At 67.9% G+C, this 21,889-nt stretch carries 18 protein-coding genes; 4 read left to right on the forward strand and 14 right to left on the reverse strand.

From position 1 onward, the window contains the following. Positions 1–91: 91 nt before the first annotated feature. Genes ampD through ccsA form a run of 5 tightly spaced genes read right to left on the reverse strand, consistent with a single transcriptional unit; the run spans position 92 to position 5,073 of the window. The gene (ampD, locus tag GNX71_RS05050; RefSeq protein WP_206177306.1) at positions 92–712 is read right to left on the reverse strand and encodes a 1,6-anhydro-N-acetylmuramyl-L-alanine amidase AmpD; all 621 of its coding nucleotides are present in this window, start codon (positions 710–712) and stop codon (positions 92–94) included. Continuing rightward, positions 699–2,270: a sigma-54 dependent transcriptional regulator gene (locus GNX71_RS05055; RefSeq protein ID WP_206177307.1), complete on the reverse strand. Its 1,572-nt coding sequence runs from the start codon at positions 2,268–2,270 to the stop codon at positions 699–701. Before GNX71_RS05055 ends, ampD begins: the two co-directional genes overlap by 14 nt. Before the next feature lie 4 nt (positions 2,271–2,274). Continuing rightward, positions 2,275–3,972, reverse strand: a complete 1,698-nt coding sequence (locus tag GNX71_RS05060) for a histidine kinase dimerization/phospho-acceptor domain-containing protein (protein WP_206177308.1) — start codon at positions 3,970–3,972, stop codon at positions 2,275–2,277. Positions 3,973–3,988: 16 nt separating this feature from the next. Next, complete coding sequence (locus tag GNX71_RS05065) at positions 3,989–4,261, reverse strand: PP0621 family protein (RefSeq protein ID WP_013539480.1); 273 nt, start codon at positions 4,259–4,261, stop codon at positions 3,989–3,991. After that, positions 4,258–5,073 carry a cytochrome c biogenesis protein CcsA gene (gene ccsA / locus GNX71_RS05070; protein WP_206177309.1) on the reverse strand — a complete coding sequence of 272 codons (816 nt, stop codon included), beginning with the start codon at positions 5,071–5,073 and terminating at the stop codon, positions 4,258–4,260. The genes GNX71_RS05065 and ccsA overlap by 4 nt, the downstream gene beginning before the upstream one ends. Before the next feature lie 114 nt (positions 5,074–5,187). Here ccsA and ffh point away from each other — a divergent pair, with 114 nt between their 5' ends. Together ffh and GNX71_RS05080 are read left to right on the forward strand one after the other, a co-directional pair. Continuing rightward, positions 5,188–6,576: a signal recognition particle protein gene (ffh, locus tag GNX71_RS05075; protein ID WP_206177310.1), complete on the forward strand. Its 1,389-nt coding sequence runs from the start codon at positions 5,188–5,190 to the stop codon at positions 6,574–6,576. A gap of 29 nt (positions 6,577–6,605) precedes the next feature. Continuing rightward, positions 6,606–7,007: a hypothetical protein gene (locus GNX71_RS05080; RefSeq protein WP_206177311.1), complete on the forward strand. Its 402-nt coding sequence runs from the start codon at positions 6,606–6,608 to the stop codon at positions 7,005–7,007. A gap of 48 nt (positions 7,008–7,055) precedes the next feature. Here the strand turns inward: GNX71_RS05080 and GNX71_RS05085 are convergent, their stop codons facing one another. The 9 genes from GNX71_RS05085 to GNX71_RS05125 all read right to left on the reverse strand — a co-directional run bounded on the left by GNX71_RS05085 (position 7,056) and on the right by GNX71_RS05125 (position 17,279). Further along, the gene (locus tag GNX71_RS05085) at positions 7,056–8,195 is read right to left on the reverse strand and encodes an AAA family ATPase (RefSeq protein WP_206177312.1); all 1,140 of its coding nucleotides are present in this window, start codon (positions 8,193–8,195) and stop codon (positions 7,056–7,058) included. Next, positions 8,192–9,091, reverse strand: coding sequence for an RNA ligase family protein (locus GNX71_RS05090; protein WP_206177313.1), 900 nt, complete (start codon positions 9,089–9,091; stop codon positions 8,192–8,194). Before GNX71_RS05090 ends, GNX71_RS05085 begins: the two co-directional genes overlap by 4 nt. A 307-nt stretch (positions 9,092–9,398) precedes the next feature. Next, positions 9,399–11,423: a glucans biosynthesis glucosyltransferase MdoH gene (gene mdoH / locus GNX71_RS05095; protein WP_206177314.1), complete on the reverse strand. Its 2,025-nt coding sequence runs from the start codon at positions 11,421–11,423 to the stop codon at positions 9,399–9,401. A gap of 5 nt (positions 11,424–11,428) precedes the next feature. Continuing rightward, on the reverse strand, positions 11,429–11,632 hold the full coding sequence (locus GNX71_RS05100; protein ID WP_206177315.1) for a hypothetical protein: 204 nt from the start codon (positions 11,630–11,632) through the stop codon (positions 11,429–11,431). Between the two features lie 193 nt (positions 11,633–11,825). Further along, positions 11,826–13,214, reverse strand: coding sequence for a sigma 54-interacting transcriptional regulator (locus GNX71_RS05105; protein WP_206177316.1), 1,389 nt, complete (start codon positions 13,212–13,214; stop codon positions 11,826–11,828). Next, on the reverse strand, positions 13,211–13,828 hold the full coding sequence (locus tag GNX71_RS05110; RefSeq protein ID WP_241027162.1) for a hypothetical protein: 618 nt from the start codon (positions 13,826–13,828) through the stop codon (positions 13,211–13,213). The genes GNX71_RS05105 and GNX71_RS05110 overlap by 4 nt, the downstream gene beginning before the upstream one ends. A gap of 111 nt (positions 13,829–13,939) precedes the next feature. Continuing rightward, a complete protein-coding gene (locus tag GNX71_RS05115; RefSeq protein WP_206177318.1) occupies positions 13,940–15,367 on the reverse strand; it encodes an ATP-binding protein in 1,428 nt (475 codons plus the stop codon). Further along, positions 15,367–16,734, reverse strand: coding sequence for a tRNA (N6-isopentenyl adenosine(37)-C2)-methylthiotransferase MiaB (gene miaB, locus GNX71_RS05120; protein WP_206177319.1), 1,368 nt, complete (start codon positions 16,732–16,734; stop codon positions 15,367–15,369). The genes GNX71_RS05115 and miaB overlap by 1 nt, the downstream gene beginning before the upstream one ends. 89 nt (positions 16,735–16,823) lie before the next feature. After that, complete coding sequence (locus GNX71_RS05125) at positions 16,824–17,279, reverse strand: hypothetical protein (RefSeq protein ID WP_206177320.1); 456 nt, start codon at positions 17,277–17,279, stop codon at positions 16,824–16,826. Between the two features lie 256 nt (positions 17,280–17,535). Here GNX71_RS05125 and GNX71_RS05130 point away from each other — a divergent pair, with 256 nt between their 5' ends. Both GNX71_RS05130 and GNX71_RS05135 read left to right on the forward strand, forming a co-directional pair. Further along, positions 17,536–18,711, forward strand: coding sequence for an efflux RND transporter periplasmic adaptor subunit (locus tag GNX71_RS05130; RefSeq protein WP_206177321.1), 1,176 nt, complete (start codon positions 17,536–17,538; stop codon positions 18,709–18,711). Next, on the forward strand, positions 18,708–21,875 hold the full coding sequence (locus tag GNX71_RS05135) for an efflux RND transporter permease subunit (RefSeq protein WP_206177322.1): 3,168 nt from the start codon (positions 18,708–18,710) through the stop codon (positions 21,873–21,875). The genes GNX71_RS05130 and GNX71_RS05135 overlap by 4 nt, the downstream gene beginning before the upstream one ends. Positions 21,876–21,889 lie beyond the last annotated feature (14 nt).

The raw sequence follows: 21,889 nt of genomic DNA on the forward strand, positions 1-21,889 counted from the left end.
AGCCGCATGGTTGCTGCGGTTCACATTTGCATTCTCGAAAGCGATGCGGCCCGAGGGCAGGGCATCGCGGGGCGTCACGCGATTGAAAAAATTAGCGCTCCATCACAGATGGGGGAAACATCTGTGATTTCCAGCCCAGTTGCGCGTGCAGCAATCGCCAATCGAAGCCCGCGCCGGGGTCCTGTTTTCGGCCCGGCGCGATGTGCTCGTGACCGGCGATGAATGCGATGGCGTAGTGCTGCGCGATCGCGGGGCAGAGACTGGCCAGCGTCTCGTATTGCGCGGCTTCGAAGGTCTGGCCCTCGAGGCCTTCGAGCTCGATGCCGATCGAGTCGTCGTTGCAGTTGCCGCGGCCGCGCCATGACGACACGCCCGCATGCCATGCGCGGTCGTCGCAGCTCACGAACTGCCAGAGCTCGCCGTTGCGGCGCACATAGAAATGCGAGGACACCTCGAGGCCGCGGATCGACTGGAAGTACGGATGCGCATCCCAGTCGAGCCGATTGGTGAAGAGCTGCTGCACCGCATCGCCGCCGTATTCGCCGGGCGGCAGGCTGATCGAATGCAGCACGATCAGGTCGGTCTGCGCGCCGGCGGGGCGAGGGCCGAAATTCGGTGAAGGCAGGGCTTTCGCGAAGCGGTACCAGCCGGCCCGCCAGAGCCCGTCGTCGGCGGGCGGCGTGTTGTGTGCAGAGGCTTCAGTCGTCGACATGGCTGCTGGCGCCATCGTCGCCGTTGGGCGTGGTGATGCCCAGCCGCGCGATGCGGTAGCGGATCTGGCGCAGGCTCATGCCCAGGCGCGCGGCGGCCGCGGTGCGGTTGAAGCCGCTCTCGTGCAGTGCGCGCACGAGGATCTCGCGCTCCTGCTGGTCGAGGTAGGCCTGCAGGTCGGAGGGCAGGGGTGGCGGGGTGGGCTTGAACTCGGCCACCGGTGCCGGCTTGAGTTCTGCGACCGCCACCGGTGCATCGTTGCGAGGCGCGAGCTGGGCGGGCGTGGCCGATGCCATGTCGGCAGCCGCCATCGTCGTTGCGACATTGCCGCCCATCAGGTCGAGGTGCAGCTCGTCGCCGTCGTTGAGCGCGACCGCGCGGTGCAGCAGGTTCTCGAGCTCGCGCACATTGCCGTCGAGCGGGTGCAGCGCCAGCCGGCGCAGCAGCTCGGCCGACAGGTGCGGCACCGGCAGCCCGCCGTCCTGCGCGATGCGCGCGAGCAGCGCGGCGCAGAGCGCGGGCAGGTCCTCGCGGCGGTCGCGCAGCGCGGGCACCGCGATCTCGATCACGTTGAGGCGGTAGAAAAGGTCCTGCCGGAAGCGGCCGGCCTGCACCTCGGCGTGCAGGTCTTTATGGGTGGCGCTCACGATGCGCACGTCGACCGCTTCTTCCTGCGTCGAGCCGATGGAGCGCACGCTGCGCTCCTGGATGGCGCGCAAGAGCTTCGATTGCATCGCCAGCGGCAGGTCGCCGATCTCGTCGAGGAACAGCGTGCCGCTGCGCGCGGCCTGGAAGTAGCCGTCGCGGTCCTGCGAGGAGCCGGTGTACGAGCCCTTTTTCGCGCCGAAGAATTCGGCCTCGAGCAGGTTCTCGGGAATCGCGCCGCAGTTGACCGCGACGAACGGGCCGTCGCTGCGCTGGCTGCACGCATGCACCGCACGTGCCACCAGTTCCTTGCCGGTGCCCGACTCGCCGCGCACCAGCACCGGCGCCATGCCGCGCGCCACCTTGGCGATGCGTGACTTGACCAGGCGCATCGGGTCCGACTCGCCCACCAGGCGATCGAGCGCCGCAATGCCGCTGCTGCCGGTGATCGAGGCGGCCCCGGCGCGTTCGCTGGTGCTTGCAACGGCAGCCTTCTCCGGCTTGACCTGCACGACGGGCGCCCGCGTGGCCTGCACCGCGGAAGCGACCACGGCACGAAACTGCTTCAGGTCGACCGGCTTCGTGAGGTAGTCGAACGCACCCGCCTTGAGCGCCTCGACCGCGTTCTCCGCCGAGCCGTAGGCCGTCATCACCACGCAGCGCTCGCTGCGCTGGTTCTTCTGGATGCGATGGATGATCTCCATGCCCTGTCCGTCGGGCAGCCGCATGTCGGTGATCACCGCATCGAAGCGCGCGGCCTCCAGGTGCTGCCAGGCTTCGGACACACTGCCCGCGGCCTCGACGTGATAGCCCTCGCGCAGCAGCGTCAGTTCATACAGCGTGCGCAGGTCGGGCTCGTCGTCGATGACAAGGATCTGCGCGGGACGCGGGGCGGAAGACAGTGGGGTGCTCACGACGCTATTGTGTCAGCCGGTTCTCGCTGGCGGCGAAGCTGACGAAGAATTCGTTGCCCTCGGGCCCGCCCGCCACCAGTGCCCGCCGCTCGTAGCCGATGGTGGCGCCATGGCGCCGGCACAGCTCGCGGCAGAGGAAGAGACCCAAACCGCTGGAACGGCTTTCGGACGAGAAGAAGGGCTCGAACAGGTGGCGCTGCACCGCCGGTTCCAGCGGCGCACCGTCGCTCCACACCTGCAGGGCCGGGCGGCTGGTGCCCGCGCGCTGCAGCGTGGTGATGACCTGGATCGCGCCTTCGCCCTTGCCCGCATAGCGCGATGCGTTGTCCAACAGGTTCACCAGCAGGCGGCGCAGGTGCTCGGCGTCGAAGCGCACGTCGATGCCGGGCGCCTCGAGCGCGATGTGCACGCCCTTGCGCTGCGTCTGCCGCACCCATTCCTCGGCCAGCACCTGCACTGCCGGGTCGAGCACCACCTGTTCGCCGAGCGAGAGCACGCGCTGCTGGCGCGCGCGCGAGACGTCGAGCACGTCGTCCACGATGCGAGCCAGGCGCTGCGCGTTGTGCTGGACCATGTCTGTGAGCTTGCGGTGCGCGGGGTCGGTGAGGTCTTCGCTGAGCAGCGCGCTGGCCTGCGCGATGGCCGCCAGCGGATTGCGGATTTCATGGGCTACGGCGGCGGACATGCGCCCCATCGCGGCCAGCTTCTCGGTGCGGATGCGGGCCTCGAGCTCGCGCAGGTCCTGCAGGAACATCACGCAGAGGCTGTCGGCGCGCTTGTCGCTGGTGGGCGTGAGCCGGGTGCGCACGCGCACTTCGCGCGCCGCGCCGCGGGCCTGCGCGACCGGAATCTCCTCGGACTGCGGCGCCCGCCGCGCGAAGGTCTGGCGCGAGAGCGCGGCCAGCGCGTGCCAGGCGGGCTGCGCGTGCAGCGCGAACGGCAGCGACAGCTTCGCCAGGCCCTGGCCGAGGATCGCGTCGGCCGCCGGGTTGGCCGCATGCACCATGCCTTCGGCATCGATCACCAGCACGCCTTCGGCGAGCGTCTCGATCACCAGGTCGTTGACCTCCGCCTGCATCTGCGCGCTGCTGCGGTTGCGCTGCGCCACTGCCTCTTCGCGCGCCAGCCGGCGCGCCAGCTCGTGCGCGAGCAGGGCCACCACGAAGAGGCCGGTGCCGGTGAGCGCCGCCTGCACGAAGCGGGTCGAGGAGTCGCCCGGCTGCTGCAGCCAGTGCCATCCCGCATCGGCCAGCAGCAGCAGCGTGACGGAGGCCGTGGTGCCCAGGCTCACGATCACCGTGCCGAGCACAGCGCTCATGAGCACTGGCAGCGCGAACAGCGGCGTGTAGTTGACGTTGCCGCCCTGCAGCACCTGCAGCGCGGTGAAGGTGGCCAGGTCGATGCCGATGGTCAGCAGCCACAGCGTCGAGAAACCGCGGATCGGTGGTTCGAAGTGCGCATAGCGCATCTCCAGCCAGGTGGCGACCAGGTAGCCGGCCGAGATGGCGATGGCCGCCGCCTGCATCGTCTGCCCGAGCGCGAAGGCCACGCCCTGCAACACCACCAGCACCAGCGCGACGAAGCAGCGCGCGGCCATGAAGCCGCGCCAGAGCCGCAGCAGCGCGCTGCTCTCGCTGCCGCCGGGTTCGAGCACGTCCCAATCGGTGACCGGCTCGCCGCGCGACCAGAGGGGGGTGCTCATGGAGCAGGGGGCGTGTTCAGCCGCGTGCCGCGACAGCGGCCTGACGGTGCGCGGTGCTGCAATAGACCGCGTCGTCGGGACCGGCGATGGCATCGCTCGCGGGCAGGTGCAGGCCGCAATGGGCGCAGCGCACCATGGCCTGCGGCGCGCCGACCGCCGTTGGCGCGGCCGGGCGTTGCTGCGCCTTGGCCATGCGCTCGCGCTGGGCGTCGCGCATTTCTTCGCGCCGGTTCTTGCGCCAGAGCCAGATGGCGATCCAGAGCACGGCGAGGACGAGGAGGTATTTCATACGGGAGGACGCGCCAGCACCACTTCGAGCACGAAGCGGGAACCCACATAGGCCAGCAGCAGCAGGGCGGAGCCGGCGTAAAGCACGCGGCGGGCCGTGCGGCCGCGCCAGCCGAAGCGCGCACGGCCGATCAGGAGAACCGCAAAGGTGACCCAGGCGAGCACGGAGAACGTCGTCTTGTGGTCCCACTTCCAGGCGCGGCCCGCGGCGCCGTACAGCTGCTCGGTGAACAGCAGGCCGGCCAGCAGCGTGGCCGACAGCAGCACGAAGCCCGCGGTCACGAAGCGGAAGGTGAGGCGCTCGAGCGTGAGCAGCGGCACGCCGCCCTCGGGGGGCGCGCCGGTCGTCAGGCGGATCTGTTTCTCGGCGCGGGTGATCAGCCAGGCGTGGACCACGGCTGCACCGAACAGTCCATAGGAGGCGATGCCAAGCGCAAGGTGCAGGGGCAGCCACGGTGAGGCGGTGACATGCAACGGCGTGCCCGGGAACAGAATGGCCAGCAGCACTGCGGCAGCCCCCAGCCAGGCCAGCGCGCGCCGCACCTTCAATTGGGGATACAGGCGGCTTTCGATCGCATAGACCGTGAGCACCAGCCAGGCCGTCACTGACAGAGCCGGGGCAAAGCCGAAGCGCGGCTCGCTGCCGACCAGCCCATGTGCCAGCACGGCCGCATGCAGAAGCCACGCAATTCCAAGGGCCCATTGGGTGGTTTGACGGCTGAGCCGGGCACCCGCAGCAGCGGCAAATCCGTAGGCCGCCGCGGTGGCGATGCCCAGCGCCACGCCGAGTGGGGAGGGGATCGCTAAAATCATCGGTCGGAGTTTAGCGTCTCGCCCTTGCGTTCCCCGCGCCCGACTTCAAGTTCTCCCCTCGTCTCCAAGACTTTCCATCCGACCCGCCGCAGCGGGCAGCAAGGCATTCCGCTCATGGCCACCGCCCTCACAGAAAAGTTCTCCCGCCTCGTCAAGACGATGAGCGGCCAGGCCCGCATCACCGAAAGCAACGTGCAGGACATGCTGCGCGAGGTGCGCATGGCGCTGCTGGAGGCCGACGTGGCGCTGCCCGTGGTGCGCGATTTCGTCGCCCGCGTGAAAGAGAAGTCGCTCGGCCAGGAAGTGCTGGGTTCGCTCAAGCCGGGCCAGGCGCTGGTCGGCATCGTGAACCGCGAGCTCGCCGCCACCATGGGCGAGGGCGTGTCCGACATCAACCTTGCGGCGCAACCGCCGGCGGTGATCCTGATGGCCGGCCTGCAAGGCGCCGGCAAGACCACCACCACCGCCAAGCTGGCCAAGCACCTGATTGAGAAGCGCAAGAAGAAGGTGCTCACGGTGTCGGGCGACGTTTACCGCCCGGCCGCCATCGAGCAGCTCAAGACCGTCACCAAGCAGGCCGGCGCCGAGTGGTTCCCGAGCACGCCCGACCAGAAGCCGCTGGACATCGCCCGCGCCGCGCTCGACCACGCCAAGCGCCATTACTTCGACGTGCTGCTGGTCGACACGGCAGGCCGCCTCGCGATCGACGAAGTGCTGATGACCGAAATCAAGCAGCTGCACGCAGCGCTCGATCCGGTCGAGACGCTGTTCGTGGTCGATGCCATGCAGGGCCAGGACGCGATCAACACCGCCAAGGCCTTCAAGGAGGCGCTGCCCCTCACCGGCATCATCCTGACCAAGACCGACGGCGATTCGCGCGGCGGTGCGGCGCTGTCGGTGCGGCAGGTCACGGGCGTGCCGATCAAGTTCGCCGGCACGAGCGAGAAGATCGACGGCCTGGAGGTGTTCGACGCCGAGCGCCATGCGGGCCGCATCCTGGGCATGGGCGACATCGTCGCGCTGGTCGAGCAGGTGACGGCCGGCGTCGACGTGGCGGCAGCGCAGAAGCTCGCGGCCAAGGTCAAGAGCGGCGCTGGCTTCGACCTGAACGACTTCCTCGGCCAGCTGCAGCAGATGAAGCAGATGGGCGGCCTCTCCAGCCTGATGGACAAGCTGCCCACGCAGATGGCCGCCAAGGCCACCGAGGCCGACATGACGCGCGCCGAGCGCGACATCCGCCGCAAGGAAGGGATCATCCAGAGCATGACCCCGCTGGAGCGCCGCAAGCCCGAGCTGCTCAAGGCCACGCGCAAGCGCCGCATCGCGGCCGGCGCCGGTGTGCAGGTTCAGGAAGTGAACCGCCTGCTCAACGAGTTCGAGCAGATGCAGGGGATGATGAAGAAGATGAAGGGTGGCGGCCTGATGAAGATGATGAAGAAGATGGGCGGTATGAAGGGTATGGGCGGGATGGGTGGTCCTGGTGGGCCGAAGCTGCCGTTCTAGGACGGCATCGCATCCAGATGCGGGCGCTCATGTTCAAGCGGGTCTTGAGCGTTCCGCCCGGCTACGCGGAAAGAGGCTGTCTTCTCGTCAGCTACAGCCTGCCTCTGCTGCCTCACTGCTTCGTTCTCTGCCACGATGAGGCCAGCACGGGTTCGCAGCAGGGCAAAGCCGAACTGCTGGCCTTCTTCATGAGCGAGGCCCAGCGCCTTGCCCAGGACTTCGCAGGAAACCCCGACGCGTTCCTGCTGATTCACAGCGGCGCCGCAGTGCGAAAACGCCCGAACTGGCATCTGCACGTCTTTGTTGTTCGCCATCGGTGGCAGAAGGCGTGGGTTTACATGGTGCTGGGCGTAAAGAACGCTGCACTGGCGTTGTGGCACGCGCTCACGGGAGCTCGGGCATCGAGCCCGGCCGTTCAGGTCAAGCGATAGGACGGAAGACAGAAGCCGCCGGAGCGTTTCCCAGCGGCTTCGTCGTTTTCAGGTCTGCACGTCGTAGACCGTTTCGTGCGCCTCGATCGGCGCGGGCAGCTCCCAGCGGTGCAGCATCCGCTCGATGCCCGCGTTCGACAGCGTCGTGTCGCGCTCCCGGTTGCGGCGCATCAGTTCCGGATGCGGCACTTCCAGGTACACCAGCTCGATCTGCGCGTGGTATGCCCAGAGCAGGTCCAGCGTCTTGGTGCGCATCTGCTGGCTCAGGTGCGTGGCGTTCCACACGAAGCGCTCGTGCTTGCGCAGCAGCCCCTTGGCCTGGTCGACCGCGTGGTGCGCGGCCATGCCGTCGTTCTCGCCATGCTTCAGGCCCAGCTCGGCGCGCGCATCGTCGAAAGACACCACCGGCCAACCCTTGCGATGCTGCGCCACCCAGTGGTTCTTGCCGCTCGCGGGCAGGCCGCACATCACCGTGACCTGCGCGCCCGGCTGCTGGAACAGCGGGTAGTCGGGGCTGGTGTCGGCGCCGCGGAAGTAGGCCAGGCGTGTGTGCGCATCGGCCATCTTGCGCGGGCCATCCCAGCAGCCTTCTTCCTGCGCGAGCTGCTCGAAAAGTGCGATGTCGGCGAGGCTGTCGGCGCGCTTCTCATAGTGGCGGCCGAGCATGTCGCAGCGCGCCACGCAGCACAGGTCGGGCAGGCTCAGTTCCCACGAGAGCCTGTGCGCCAGCCACTCGGGCCGCTCGCCCTTGCGCGAGGCGAAGGCGTGGAACGGCACCTGGTGCACCGCGATGATCCGGCAGACCGCTTCGCGCAACGCGAACGGCACGCGGGCCTTCCACATCAGCACGCGCACGTCGACCGATCCGCGGCGCGAATGGCCGGGCTGGCCGATGCGGCCGCTGGCTTCGTCGATCACCGTGGTGTCGGGCTTGGCGATGTCGTGCAGCAGGCAGGCCATGAACAGCACGAAGCGGCGGTCGGCATCGGCGTGCTGGAAGTGCGCGTCGGCCATGAGCGCGTCGAGCACCATGCGCGTGTGAATGCCGACGTTGCCCTCGGCGTGGTAGTACGGGTCTTGCGGCGTTTCCTCGAGACGCAGCAGGGCCGGCAGCAGGTCGCAGCATCGGGCCCAGTCATAGCTTTGTGAGGGCGCGGGGACCAGCGCGCGCAGATCGTCGCAAGTCATCGCGGCCTCCTTGCGGTTGTTGTCAGGTCGACGGGGTCGCGCAGCGTGCGCAGGCCCAGGTCTTGCCAGCTCACTTGCGGCGTCGGCGCGTAGAGGTCCACGCCCGGCGCGAGCTGGTTGGGCAGCACGGGCCGGCGGCTGTGGTGCGAGCCCGAGTCGAGGATGGTCTGAATGAAATCGGGCCGCACCCACTTGTAGCGGCCGGTCACCTGACCGCCCGACTCGGCCTTGAGGTACAGGCCTTCGGCGAGGTCGGACAGGTCGGTTTGCTGTCGCACGAGATCGAGCGGCTGGTCCTCTTGCGCCACGGCTTGCTCGAAGGCCGGCATCCAGTCGGCACTGCGCGCCAGTGACGGCCGCACCAGCGTGCGCAGTGCCTTCGCGCTGCGTGGCATCTCGCCCTCGTACAGCACGGGCACCGACATCACCGGACCATCGGCCAGCAGCGCATGTCGTGCAGGTGTCGAGAGAAAGCTCGCCGCCTGCCGGTCGTAGAGATCGAACTCCAGGAAGAACGCCGGCAGCCGGTCGTACCAGCAGCTGTGCTTGGCAAAGCACCACTCGCCGTACATCACATAGCGGTCTTCGAGCCGTTCGAGCAGCGTCGCCTCATGCGCCGCGGCCCAGTGCTTGAACAGGTTGAACTGCCGCTCGCCCGCGCCGCCTGCCAGATAGTGGCCGCGCGATTGCAGCAGCAGTTCGCCTGCCGAAGTGAACGACACGGCCGCATTCGCGCCATCGAGTTTTTCCTCGATGACCACATGCTGGCTGTGCAGAGCGGACAACGGCGTCTGGCCGTCGTCGGTATCGCCGGCCTGCAGGCGCGAGCCTTCCAGATGCGCAGTACGCGGGTACTTGAGCAGCGGAATCGATGAAAGGGAAGAGAGAGGGAACACGTTGTTCTCCAGATGGAAATCAGGAAGAACCGACAACGTGCGGGAGCGAAGCTGGAAAGAGAGTCGACTTCAGTGGCCGAGGAGGCCGTGCCTGGTCAGTGGGAACGCAGCTTGGCGCCCGACATGACCAGCAGTGAAGTGGTGTTGTCGGCGTCAGAGGGTGATGACGGCGAATCGGGGCACTTGGCGCTCCAGGGGATCGAACGATCCGTGGGTTGAAAGAAAAAGAGTGGGCGATTCTAGCCATGCCCCATGAAAAAAGCCGACCCTGAGGCCGGCTTTTCGTGGGTGCTGTGACTTCAGCGCATCAGGCTGCAGCCAGCGCCGCAGGACGTGCCAGGCGCAGCGCATGCATCCACGCACGGCGCAGCACGGCCGGCGAACGCGATTCCTCGGGAATCAGCAGGAAGCCGCGGTCGCGCAGCGTGGTGCCCAGCGCGATCTGGCTGGTCAGCACGGTCAGCGGAATCGCCAGCAGCAGCGGCAGGCCGACAGGCATGAGCCAGATCAGTGCGCTCGGGTCGATCATCGCGACGCCGACGGCCAGCATGGCGATCACCAGCGTCATCGGGGCCAGCTGCGTGGCAGCGATCTTCCAGGGCACGGCGTTGGCTTCACGCGGGGGCGATTTCCAGTCGAGCTTGATGCCGGTGAGGGCGACCAGCACGAACAGCGAGTGCGCGAGCATGCGGACCGGCGCCTGCACGATGGCCAGGGCGCTTTCCATCACCGAGCTCTTCACCAGGCCCCAGGTGCCGCCGTACTGGCGTTGCTCGCCGCGCATCAGCACGGCAGCGATGCCCAGCACGCGCGGCAGGAACAACAGGCACAGGGTCCAGACCCAGAGGCCGGCCAGTTCGGCGGGCAGCACGCTCCAGCTCGACACGAGGCTGGAACCGCTGAGCCACAGGGCCGTGCCCAGCGTCAGGAACGCGAGCCACAGCGGCGCGGACACATAGGCCATGGTGCCGGTCACGAACATCGCGCGGTGCACGGAATGGATGCCGGGCTCGGCCATCAGGCGGGCGTTCTGCAGGTTGCCCTGGCACCAGCGGCGGTCACGCTGCAGTTCGGCCAGCAGGTCCGGCGGTTGCTGCTCGTAGCTGCCGACCAGGTCGGACACGAGCCACACGTTGTAGCCGGCACGGCGCATCAGCGCGGCTTCGACGAAGTCGTGCGACATGATGCCGCCCGACATGCCGCCGGTGCCCTTGATCGGGGCCAGCGCGCAATGCTTCATGAAGGGCTCGACGCGGATGATCGCGTTGTGGCCCCAGTAGTGCGATTCGCCCAGTTGCCAGAACTGCATGCCCAGCGTGAACAGGCGGCCCGTCACGCGGGAAGCGAATTGTTGTGCGCGGGCATGCAGCGTGACGTGGCCGATGGCCTGCGTCGCGGTCTGGATGATGCCGGCGGTGGGGTTGGCTTCCATCAGCTTGACCATCGAGGTCAGGCAGTCGCCGCTCATCACCGAGTCGGCGTCGAGCACGACCATGTAGCGGTAGTCCTTGCCCCAGCGGCGGCAGAAGTCGGCCACGTTGCCGGCCTTGCGGTGTGTGCGGCGGGTGCGCAGGCGGTAGTACACCTCGACCTGCGGCTGGTTCGGGCTGTCGGCGAGTGCGGCGCGCAGGTCTTCCCAGGCGGCGCGCTCGGCGGCGGCAGTCTCGGGGTTGTAGCTGTCGGACAGCACGAACACGTCGAACTGCTTGGCGTGGCCGGTGGAGGCAACCGATTCGCAGGTGGCGCGCAGGCCGGCGAACACCGTGGCAACGTCTTCGTTGCAGATCGGCATGATGATCGCGGTGCGGGCTTCCGGGTTCATCGGGTGGTTGGCGACCTGCTTGGCCGACAGCGCGTGCTTGTCACCGCGCACCGAAACGTAGAAGCCCATGAGGGCGGTCACGAAGCCGGTCACGACCCAGCCCGAGAGCAGGCCGTACAGGCCGATCTGGCCGTATTCGAGCCAGACGTTGTCGTAGTCGGGTTGCACGCCGGCGAACAGCGTCGATGCGATCACGGTGCTCAGCACGGTGAGCAGCATGAAGGCATTGCGGCGGCGGGCCGCGGCACGCTGCCACGGCTGCTTGACCTGCTGGGTCGATTCGGCGGATTCAGCGTCGGTGCCTTCGGTCGCACGGCCAGCGCCGAGCTTGACCAGGAGGGCGGTGCCGATGCTGTTCCAGAAACCGCGCCAGGGACGGGGCGTCATCGAACCGCGGTTGACGGGCGGTGCGGTGACCGAGTTGGGATGGCGTTCTTCGCGGACCGGACTGCGGTGCGAGAAATCGGCTTCGGTCAGCACGTTCAGTTGGGAGAAGTCAGTGGGCTTCATGTGATTTACCAACGTTGCTTGTCGAGGGAAGGGGTGTCGCCAATGCCCGGAAAGCGCTTGATGACGCAATCGGGTTCGGCGCCGCCTGCGCTGGCGAGCGCGGCGAGCGAATGACCCGCGGCACGGGGCCGCGAGAGGGAAAACTGCTTTTGACGCAGGCCGTCGCGCTGCGGACGCAGTGCGAAAGATGGGCTGGTAAGTGCTGTCATGCCAGTACAGGGGCAAACCCTGTGCCAGCCTGGGAAAACGCTTTCAGATCAATGACTTGGAGCGATCTGGATGCGTTTTTCGCTGGGGAGGCCCGCCGCAGGCCCTCAAAACCCCTGTTTTTGTCGCCGAATCCCGACAAGCCTTGAAGGCTCGTGGGAAATGGCCTTTGAAATCAACGACTTAGGGGCGTCGCTACTCGGCGACAGGGTCCGAGCCCGGAGCGACAGCATCGGCCTTGAAGTGGCCCGGCGTGAGTTCGTGCTTCTGCAGCAGGCGGTAGAACTCGGTGCGGTTGCGGTCGGCCAGGCGGGCCGCGTCGGCCACGTTGCCGTCGGTCAGCTTGAGCAGGCCGACGAGGTAGTCGCGCTCGAAACGCTGCTTGGCGTCGGCATAGGTCTGGACCTCGACCGTCGGCACCCGCAGCGCGCGCTGCACCAGCGCGAGCGGAATCAGGGGTGAACTCGACAGCGCGCACACCTGCTCGACCACGTTGAACAGCTGGCGCACATTGCCGGGCCAGGCGGCCGTGGTCAGCGCCTTCAGCGCCTCCGGCGCGAAGCCGGAGAGCCGCTTGCCGTACTTGGTCGACAGGCGCTGCAGGAAGTGATTGGCCAAGAGCGGAATGTCTTCGCGCCGCGCCGACAGCGGCGGCAGCGTGAGCGTCACCACGTTCAGGCGGTAGTAGAGGTCTTCGCGGAACTGGCCCGCCTCCATCGCGGCGTCCAGGTCGCGATGGGTGGCCGAGACGATGCGGACATCGACCTCGATCGATTGGCTTGCGCCCAGCGGCCGCACCGCGCGCTCCTGCAGCACGCGCAGCAGCTTCACTTGCAGGGCGGGCGGCATGTCCCCGATTTCGTCGAGCAGCAGCGTGCCGCCGTCGGCCTGCTGGAACAGGCCCTTGTGGTTCGCGTGGGCGTCGGTGAAAGCGCCCTTCATGTGGCCGAACAGCTCGGATTCGAGCAGCGCTTCGGGAATCGCTCCGCAATTGACCGCCACGAACGGCTTGTCGGCGCGTGCGCTGGCCTTGTGGATGGCGCGCGCGAGCAGTTCCTTGCCCGCGCCCGAGTCGCCGCGCAGCAGCACCGAGGCATCCGACTTGGCAACCATGCGCGCCTCGGCCAGCAGTTCGGCCATGCGGTTGCTGCGGCTCACGATCTCGGCGCGCCAGCTTTCGTCGCCGCTCTTGGCCGGCGTGCTGGCGGGGGCGCCGAGCGCCAGCGCCTGGCCGATCTTGTCGAGCAGTTCGCGGGCGTCGTAGGGCTTGGTGAGGTAGGTGAAGACGCCGCGCGCCGTGGCCTCGACCGCATCGGGAATCGTGCCGTGCGCGGTGAGCAGGATCACCGGCAGCGAGGGATGGCGCTTGCGGATCTCGTCGAACAGGGCGAGCCCGTCGCGTCCCGGCAGGCGCACGTCGCTCAGCACCAGTTGCGGATGCTCGATTTCCAGCTGGGTGAGCGCGGTTTCGGCCGAGGTCACGGCGGTGACCTGGTAGCCCGCCGACACCAGCCGCATCGAGATCAGGCGCAGCATGTCCGGATCGTCGTCGACCACGAGGAGGCGTGCGCCGGTGGTGCTCATGGTGTGGGCTTGTTTCCGTTGGTCACCGGTGCTGGGGCTGCCGGTGCCGGCGTGGCGGCGGGCCGCGCGAAGCTGCGTTCGATGGCGCGCAGCGCTTCGATGCGGTCGTTGAGTTGGTCGATGCGGCGCTGGCTGTCGCGCAGCTGCTGCACCTGCTTGTCGCGGTCGTCCTCGACGCGGCGCTGCTCCACATAACGGGCCGCCAGCGCGCGCGCGAGCGGGTGCAGCGGCTGCGCTTCGGGCGACGGGTTGGCGATCACGCGCTGCAGCAGGCCGAGGGCGCGCGCCAGGTCGGCTGGCACGCGCGTTTGCGACAGCAAGATCGCCAGCTGCATCTGCGTGGTCGGCGAATCGCCGGGGTCGCCGATGCGGGCGATCTCGGTGTTGAGCTCGCCGCCGCCGAGCGGCCGCACCTTGTCGGCATACGACAGCATGGCGGCCTGCGGGCCCTGAGTCATGAGCGTGAAGAGCGATGCCGGCTGCGTGGCCGGCGCGCGGGGCTCGGCCTCGACCGGCATGACGCGCGGCACGACGGCCGGCGGGGGCAGTGCATCGGCCTCGGCAGGTGGCTTGGGTTGCGTGGTGCAGGCGGCCAGCAACAGGGCGAAAGGCATGGCCAACGCCGCTGCGAGGATGGGACTGCGGACGAACGAAAAAGACATGGGTCGAAAAAAGAGGCGAAGGGCGCGAAGCGGTGATTCAGAGGGGGCGTGTCGGCAACAGGGTCAGGCCGTGCGCGGCAACTCGATGCGAAAACGTGCACCGGGCCCGCCAGGCTGCAGCGTGATGCGGCCCCCGTGGGCTGCAATGTACTCCTGCACGATGGAAAGTCCGATGCCGGTGCCTTTCACCGTGTGCTCGGGCTGGCGTTCGCCGCGGAAGAAGGGTTCGAAGATCCGGTCGCGATCGCCCTCGGCAATGCCGGGCCCGGCGTCGTTGACGTCGATGTGCACCGCCTCCGGCGTGCTCGAGACGGCCAGGGTGATGACGCCGCCCGACAGCGAGAAGCGGATCGCGTTGGACAGCAGGTTGGCGATCGCCGTGCCGAGCTTGGTGCGATCGACGGTGATCGCGATCGGCTCGCCCTCGGCGCGTACGCGCAGGCCGTGCGACTGCCATTGCAGCCGCTGAGCCTCGATCTGCTCCTCGATCAGTGGCAGCAGCTCGGTGCGTTCGCGGCGCAGCTCGCGCGCCTCGAAGGCGGCAGCGTTGAAGCGCAGCAGCGCCTCGATCTGGCCCTGCAGCGAGACGGTGTTCTGGTTCAGGATCTGCGCCACTTCGAGCTGCGCCGGGTTCAGCGGACCCGTCACGCCGTCCTCGAGCAGTGACACGCCCTCGCGCAGCGCCGCCAGCGGCGTCTTGAGTTCATGCGACACGTGCCGAAGGAACCGCGCCTTGTCGGCGTCCAGTTCCGTGAGCCGCAACCGCAGCCATTCGAGCTGCTGCGACACGCGCCGCACGTCGGCCGGGCCGCGGATGTCGATGGGTTCGTCCAGCCGGTTCTGGCCGAGGCCGACGATCGCATGCTCCATGCGCTTGAACGGGCGCGCGAGCCAGATGCCGAAGGCCAGCGCCAGCACCACCGCCAGCACGCTTGCGGCCACCACTTCGCGCATCAGTCGGCGGCGCGCGTTCTCGATGCGCTTGGCGAGCGCGTCGTTCTGCATCTCGATGAGGAACTGGGCCTGCTGCGCGAGGCTGGTGTTGAGCGTGTCGAGCTCGCGAAACTGCATCGCCATCGTGCTTTCGCGCGTGAGGGCGCTGTCGGCGCTGCCGCTCATCAGGCCCTCGATCACGCCCAGCTGCGCGCGCCACGGCTCGATGCTGGCGGGCAAGAGGCCGTTCTTCTCGAGCCGTTCGAGCACCTGGTGCGATTCGCGGGCGGCTTCGTCGAAGCGGCGGCGCAGCACCGCGTCGTTGAGCACCAGCGACTGGCGCCCGGCGCGCTCCATCGCGGCGCTGCGTTCGGCCAGTGACTGGGACGCGCCCGAGAGGCGCAGCGCGCGCGCCGCGGCGTCGCGGCTCTGGGTCATGAGCGCGTCGTACTGGAATACCGAGCGCAGCGCCACGCCCACCAGGAGCGCGGTGATCAGCAAAAAGGCAAAGAGCAGGAGCTGCTGGAACGAGCCCCGGATCGACGGTCGCTTCGCCATCAGTGGGCGAGCGCCACGGCGGGCTGCTGCAGCGCTGGCGACGATTCGCGCGTCACCACTTCGCCGCGCAGCGTGTAGGCCAGCGAGCGCGTGATGCGCAGGTCGGTCATCTGGCCGACCAGGCGCGCATCGCCTTCGAAGTTGACGACGCGGTTGCAGGCGGTGCGGCCCATCAGCTCGTTCGCGTCCTTGCGGGAGGCGCCTTCGACCAGCACGCGCTGCGTGCTGCCCACCAGCGCATCGCCGAAGCGGCGCACGTTGCCGTCGATCACGCGCTGCAGCGTCTGCAGGCGCGCGAGCTTTACCTCGTGCGGCGTGTCGTCGTGCAGCGCGGCGGCCGGCGTGCCGGGGCGCGGGCTGAAGATGAAGCTGAAGCTGTTGTCGAACTGGCAGTCGTCGATGAGCTTCATCATCTTGGCGAAGTCTTCGTCGGTCTCGCCGGGGAAGCCGACGATGAAGTCGCTGCTCAAGGCCAGGTCGGGGCGGATGGCGCGGAGCTTGCGCACCGTGCTCTTGTATTCCATGGCGGTGTAGCCGCGCTTCATCGCCATCAGGATGCGGTCGCTGCCGTGCTGCACCGGCAGGTGCAGATGGCTCACGAGTTGCGGCACCTTGGCGTAGGCCTCGATGAGCCGCGGTGTGAACTCGTTCGGATGGCTCGTGGTGTAGCGGATGCGCTCGATGCCGGGGATCTCGGCGACGTACTCGATGAGCAGCGCGAAGTCGGCGATCTCGGCGGTGTCGCCCATGCGGCCGCGGTAGGCGTTCACGTTCTGGCCCAGCAGCGTGATCTCGCGCACGCCCTGGTCGGCCAGGCCGGCGATCTCGACCAGCACGTCGTCCAGCGGGCGGTTCACTTCCTCGCCGCGGGTGTAGGGCACCACGCAGTAGCTGCAGTACTTGGAGCAGCCTTCCATGATCGACACGAAGGCGGTCGCGCCCTCGACGCGCGCGGGCGGCAGGTGGTCGAACTTCTCGATCTCGGGGAAGCTGATGTCCACCTGCGGGCGGTTCAGGCGCTCGCGGTCGTTGAGCATCTCGGGCAGGCGGTGCAGCGTCTGCGGGCCGAACACGATGTCGACGTACGGCGCGCGCGCGATGATGGCCGCGCCTTCCTGGCTGGCCACGCAGCCGCCCACGCCGATCTTCACGCCCTTGGCCTTCAGGTGCTTCACGCGGCCGAGGTCGGAGAACACCTTCTCCTGTGCCTTCTCGCGCACCGAGCAGGTGTTGAACAGGATGAGGTCGGCCTCCTCCACGTTCTGCGTCGGCTCGTAGCCTTGCGCGGCGTTCAGCACGTCGGCCATCTTGTCCGAGTCGTACTCGTTCATCTGGCAGCCGAAGGTCTTGATGAATACTTTTTTCATGGGGTGCTCTCTCGATGCCCTCCGGGAATGGAGGGCGCGGCGCGCGCGGAAGGCCTGCGCCGCCTTTCTTTCTTGCTTGCTTGCAGCGGTTACTGCGTATTGAGGGTGTCGTTCGTGGTGAACGGCCAGATGTTCAGCAGCGGCTTGTTCAGCGACTCGCGGCTGGCCACGGCTTCCTCGGGCGTGAGGATCCAGATCTCGCGCAGCAGGCCGGCGGCATCGCGGGTGTAGTTCACCAGGTACTTCTGGCCAATGATCGCGCCGGGCATCACCAGCATGTTCTGCGGACTGCGGATGCGGGCGCCGGCGCCCAGCCGGTCGGCGTTGCCGTCGAGTTCGACATCGGGCGCATTGGTCACCATGAACTTGCCGCGCAGCGTGCCGATGGGGAAGTTGCGCCCGCCGTTGAGCGATTCGTTCTGGGTCTGCGGGCGGGGAACCTCGTCCTGGGCACTCGCTTGCAGGGAGAACAGTCCGGCGCTTGCGGCGAGGGCGCACAGCGCGGTGAAAGTGAGGGCATTCGTGGTTTTCTTGCAGCGGTTCATGGGGTATATCCAGAGGCTGTGGAGCGGCGATTTTAACGAGGGGGTATGGCCCCCTTCACACCGGCCACAGCAGGTTGAGCGCGGGCTTGTCGGTTGACCTGCTTTACATTTCTTTACGGGAACCATGAACGCCGTGAGTCGGGCGCTGATTCAATAGCCAGTGTCAGCCCAAAGTGCACAAGAACCCATGAAGAAAAATGCTGCCATTGCCCTTGCGGGTGTGTTGATCGTAGCCGTCGCAGGCGGATGGTGGAGCATGTCCGGAGACAAGGCCGGGGCAAAGAATGCGAAGACGGCGGCGACCCCGGGGAACGGCGCCGCATCCGGCGGCGGCGCTCCTGCCCTGGTGACCCTGGCCACCGCCGAAAAGCAGGACGTGCCGGTCACGGTGCAGGTCAACGGCAGCGTGGTGTCCCTCAACAGCGTCGACCTGCGCCCGCAGGTCACCAACACCGTCAGCACCGTCCATGTGAAGGAAGGCCAGTTCGTCAAGGCGGGCCAGCTGCTCTTCTCGCTGGACGACCGCAACGACCAGGCCAACCTCGCCCGCGCCCGCGCCCAGCAGCAGAAGGACGAGGCCACCATGGCCGACCTGGAGCGCCAGTACAAGCGCAGCCAGGACCTGGTGGCGCAGAACTTCATCGCCAAGAGCGCGGCCGACGCCACGCTCTCGCAGCTCGAGGCGCAACGCGCCGCCGTGGCGGCCGACCGTGCCGCCGTGCAGTCGGCGCAGGTGGCGCTCGGCTATGCAACCCTTCGCGCGCCGATCGCCGGGCGCATCGGTGCCGTCAACATCTACCCGGGCACGCTGGTGCAGCCGACGCTGTCGCTGGTCACCGTCACGCAGCTCGACCCGATCGCGGTGAGCTTCCCGGTGCCCGAAGGCAACCTGCAGGACCTGCTGGAGGCCGCGCGCAACCGGGCGCCGGTCGAGGCGCTCGTCGCCGGGCGCAAGACGCCGCTCATCGGCTCGCTCGATTTCGTCGACAACACGGTCGATCCGCAAATCGGCACCGTGCGCGCCAAGGCCGTGTTCGCCAATGCCGACCAGGGCCTCTGGCCGGGCCAGTTCGTGGGCACGCGCATCACCGTGCGCACGCTCAACGGCGCCACGGTGGTGCCGGCCGCGGCGCTGATGATGCTGTCCGACGGCACCTCGCTCTACGTGGTCGACCAGGCCAAGACCGCCACGCGCCGAAAGGTGAAGACGCTGCACACCTTCGGCACCAAGGTGGCCGTGAGCGGCATCGAGCCGGGCGAGCAGGTCGTGATCGAGGGCAGCCAGAACGTGCGCCCGGGCGGCAAGGTCCGCGTCGACGCGAAGACGGGCGGGCCGGGCGCCGCACCGAACGGCACCACGGGCGTGACGCCGGGTAGCGCCGCTTCGTCCGAAGGTACGGACATCAAGCCGCCGCAGCGGGAACGCGCATGAACATCTCGGAGCTCTGCATCCGTCGTCCTGCGATGACGGTGCTGTTGTCTGCCGCGGTGGTGGTGGTCGGCATCTTTGCGTACTTCAGCATCCCGGTGGCGGCGCTGCCCAGCTACAACACGCCGGTCATCAACGTCAATGCGCAGCTGCCGGGCGCCAGTCCGGACACGATGGCGTCCTCGGTCGCGCTGCCGCTCGAAAAGCAGTTCTCGACCATTCCGGGCCTGCAGACCATCAGTTCGGTCAATACGCAGGGCGTGACCTCGCTCACGCTCGAATTCGTCAGCAGCCGCGACATCGACGCCGCCGCCGTCGACGTGCAGGCCGCGCTCCTGCGCGCCCAGCGCCAGCTGCCGCAGGAGCTCACGCAGCTTCCCTCGTACCGCAAGGTGAACCCGGCCGATGCGCCGGTGCTGTTCATCGCGCTGATCTCGCCGTCGATGAATCCGGCCGAGCTCAATGACTACGCCGAGAATCTGATCTCCCCCACGCTCTCGACCATCGACGGCGTGGCGCAGGTGGGCGTGTACGGCCGCAAGGCCTTCGCGGTGCGCATCAAGGCGAATGCCGACCTGCTCAACGCGCGCAACATCACGCTCGACGAACTGGCCAAGGCGGTGAATTCGGCCAACGCCAACACGCCGGTCGGCGTGCTCGACGGCCCGCGCCAGACGCTCACCATCCAGGCCAACCGCCAGCTCGTGAAGGCGGCCGATTTCGCCAAGCTCATCGTCGGCCAGCGCAACGGCGCGCCGGTGCGGCTGGACGAAGTGGCGACCATCGAGGACAGCTTCGAATCGGTGAAGACCGCCAGCAGCTTCAACGGCCAGGATTCCATCTCGCTCGCCGTGCAGCGCCAGCCCAATGCCAACACCGTGCAGGTGGTGGACGCGGTGCGCGCGCTCATCCCGCGTTTCAAGGCGGAGCTGCCGCAGTCGGTCGAGATCCAGATGGTGAACGACCGCTCGCTCTCGATCCGCGAGGCGGTGCACGACGTGCAGCTCACGCTCTTGGGCACCATCGCGCTGGTGGTGCTGGTGATCTTTCTCTTCCTGCACCGGCTGGTGGCCACGCTGATTCCGGCGGCGACCATTCCGATCTCGCTGATCGGTGCGGTGGCGCTGCTCTACGCCTTCGGCTACAGCCTCGACAACGTCTCGCTGCTGGGCATCACGCTGGCCGTGGGGCTGGTCGTGGACGACGCGATCGTGGTGCTCGAAAACATCATGCGCTACGTCGAGAAGGGCATGGAGCCCTTCGCCGCGGCGCTGCGCGGCGCGCGCGAGGTGGGTTTCACCATCGTGTCGATCTCGATCTCGCTGGTGGCGGTGTTCATCCCGATCTTCTTCATGCCGGGCGTCATCGGCCTCCTGTTCCACGAGTTCGCGGTGGTGGTGGCGCTGGCAGTGCTGGTGTCGGCCATCGTGTCGCTCACGCTGGTGCCGATGCTCGCGAGCCGGCTGCTCAAGCACGTGCCGCGCGAAGAGGGCGCGCTCGACCACGAAGAAGAGCACCCCGAGCCGGGCACCGCGATCGGCCGCGCCTTCGAACGCGGCTACCGCTGGGTGCACAGCAACTACATGCGCACGCTCGACTGGACGCTCGCGCACCGCTGGGTGATGCTGACGGCGGCGGGCCTGACCTTCGTCGTCACCGCCTGGCTCTTCGTCACCATTCCCAAGGGCTTCTTCCCCGAGGAAGACATCGGCCAGATCCAGATCACCACCGAGGCGGCCGAAGACATTTCCTTCACCGCCATGAAGGTGCTGCAGGACCGCGTGGCCGCGACGCTCAAGGACGATCCGAGCGTCGACTACGTGAGCTCCTTCGTCGGCGTGGGCGGCCCCACCGCCACGCAGAACTCGGGGCGCCTCTTCGCCGTGCTCAAGGCGCGCAGCGAGCGCCCGCAGATGGCGAAGGTGCTCGAGTCATTGCGCCAGCGCTTTCGCGAGATCCCGGGCATCGCCGTCTACATGCAGCCGGTGCAGAACCTGCGCCTGGGCGGCCGCCAGAGCAAGGCGCGCTTCCAGTACACGCTGCAGAGCGTGAACGCCGGCGAGATGGTGCCGTGGGCCACGCGGCTCATGGAGCGCATGCGCGCCGATCCGGCCTTCCGCGACGTGACCAGCGACTCGCAGAACCGCGGCCTGCAGGCCACGCTGGAGATCGACCGCGACAAGGCCGGCGTGCTCGGTGTGGCGGTGGGGGACCTCCGCACCGCGCTCTACAACGCCTACGGCGACCGGCAGATCGGCAGCATCTACGCGGCGAGCAACACCTACCAGGTGATTCTTTCGGCCGCCGACAACGACCGCCAGTTCGAGGACGACGTCTCGCGCCTCTCGGTGCGCAGCACCACCGGCAGGCTGGTGCCACTGTCGGCCTTCTCGACCATCAACCGCACCGTGGGGCCGACCTCGGTCAACCACCAGGGCCAGCTGCAGGCGGTGACGGTGTCGTTCAACCTCGCGCCCGACGTGCCGCTGGGCAACGCGACCGCGAAGATCGATCAGTTCAAGAGCGAGCTGAACATGCCGCAGTCGATCATCACCACCTATGGCGGCGACGCGGCGGTGTTCCAGAGTTCGCAGTCGAGCCAGGCGGTGCTGCTGGTGCTCGCGGTGCTGGTCATCTATGTGCTGCTGGGCGTGCTGTACGAGAGCTACATCCACCCGCTGACGATTCTGGCGGGGCTACCGTCGGCGGCCGTGGGCGCGCTGTTGTCATTGAAGATTTTCGGCTTCGACCTCACGCTGATCGCGACCATCGGCATCCTGCTTCTGATCGGCATCGTGAAGAAGAACGCGATCATGATGATCGACTTCGCCCTCGATGCGCAGCGCACCGAAGGCATGAAGCCGGTCGATGCGATCCGCGAAGCCTGCCGGCTGCGCTTCCGCCCGATTCTCATGACCACGCTGGCCGCCTTGATGGGGGCACTGCCGCTCGCATTGGGCCTCGGCGCCGGCGCCGAACTGCGCCAGCCGCTGGGCGTGGCGGTGGTGGGCGGGCTGATCTTCTCGCAGGTGATCACGCTGTACATCACACCCGCGATCTACCTGGCGCTCGACCGCTACAGCGGCACGGGGCCGATGGTCGACCTGCCGGGCGAGGCGAAGAAGGCCGAAGCAGGCGTGGCCGGGGACGCAGCGGCGCACGCCTGAGCCGCTGCGCCCCT

It is taken from the genome of Variovorax sp. RKNM96, from assembly GCF_017161115.1.
Lineage (GTDB): Bacteria > Pseudomonadota > Gammaproteobacteria > Burkholderiales > Burkholderiaceae_C > Variovorax.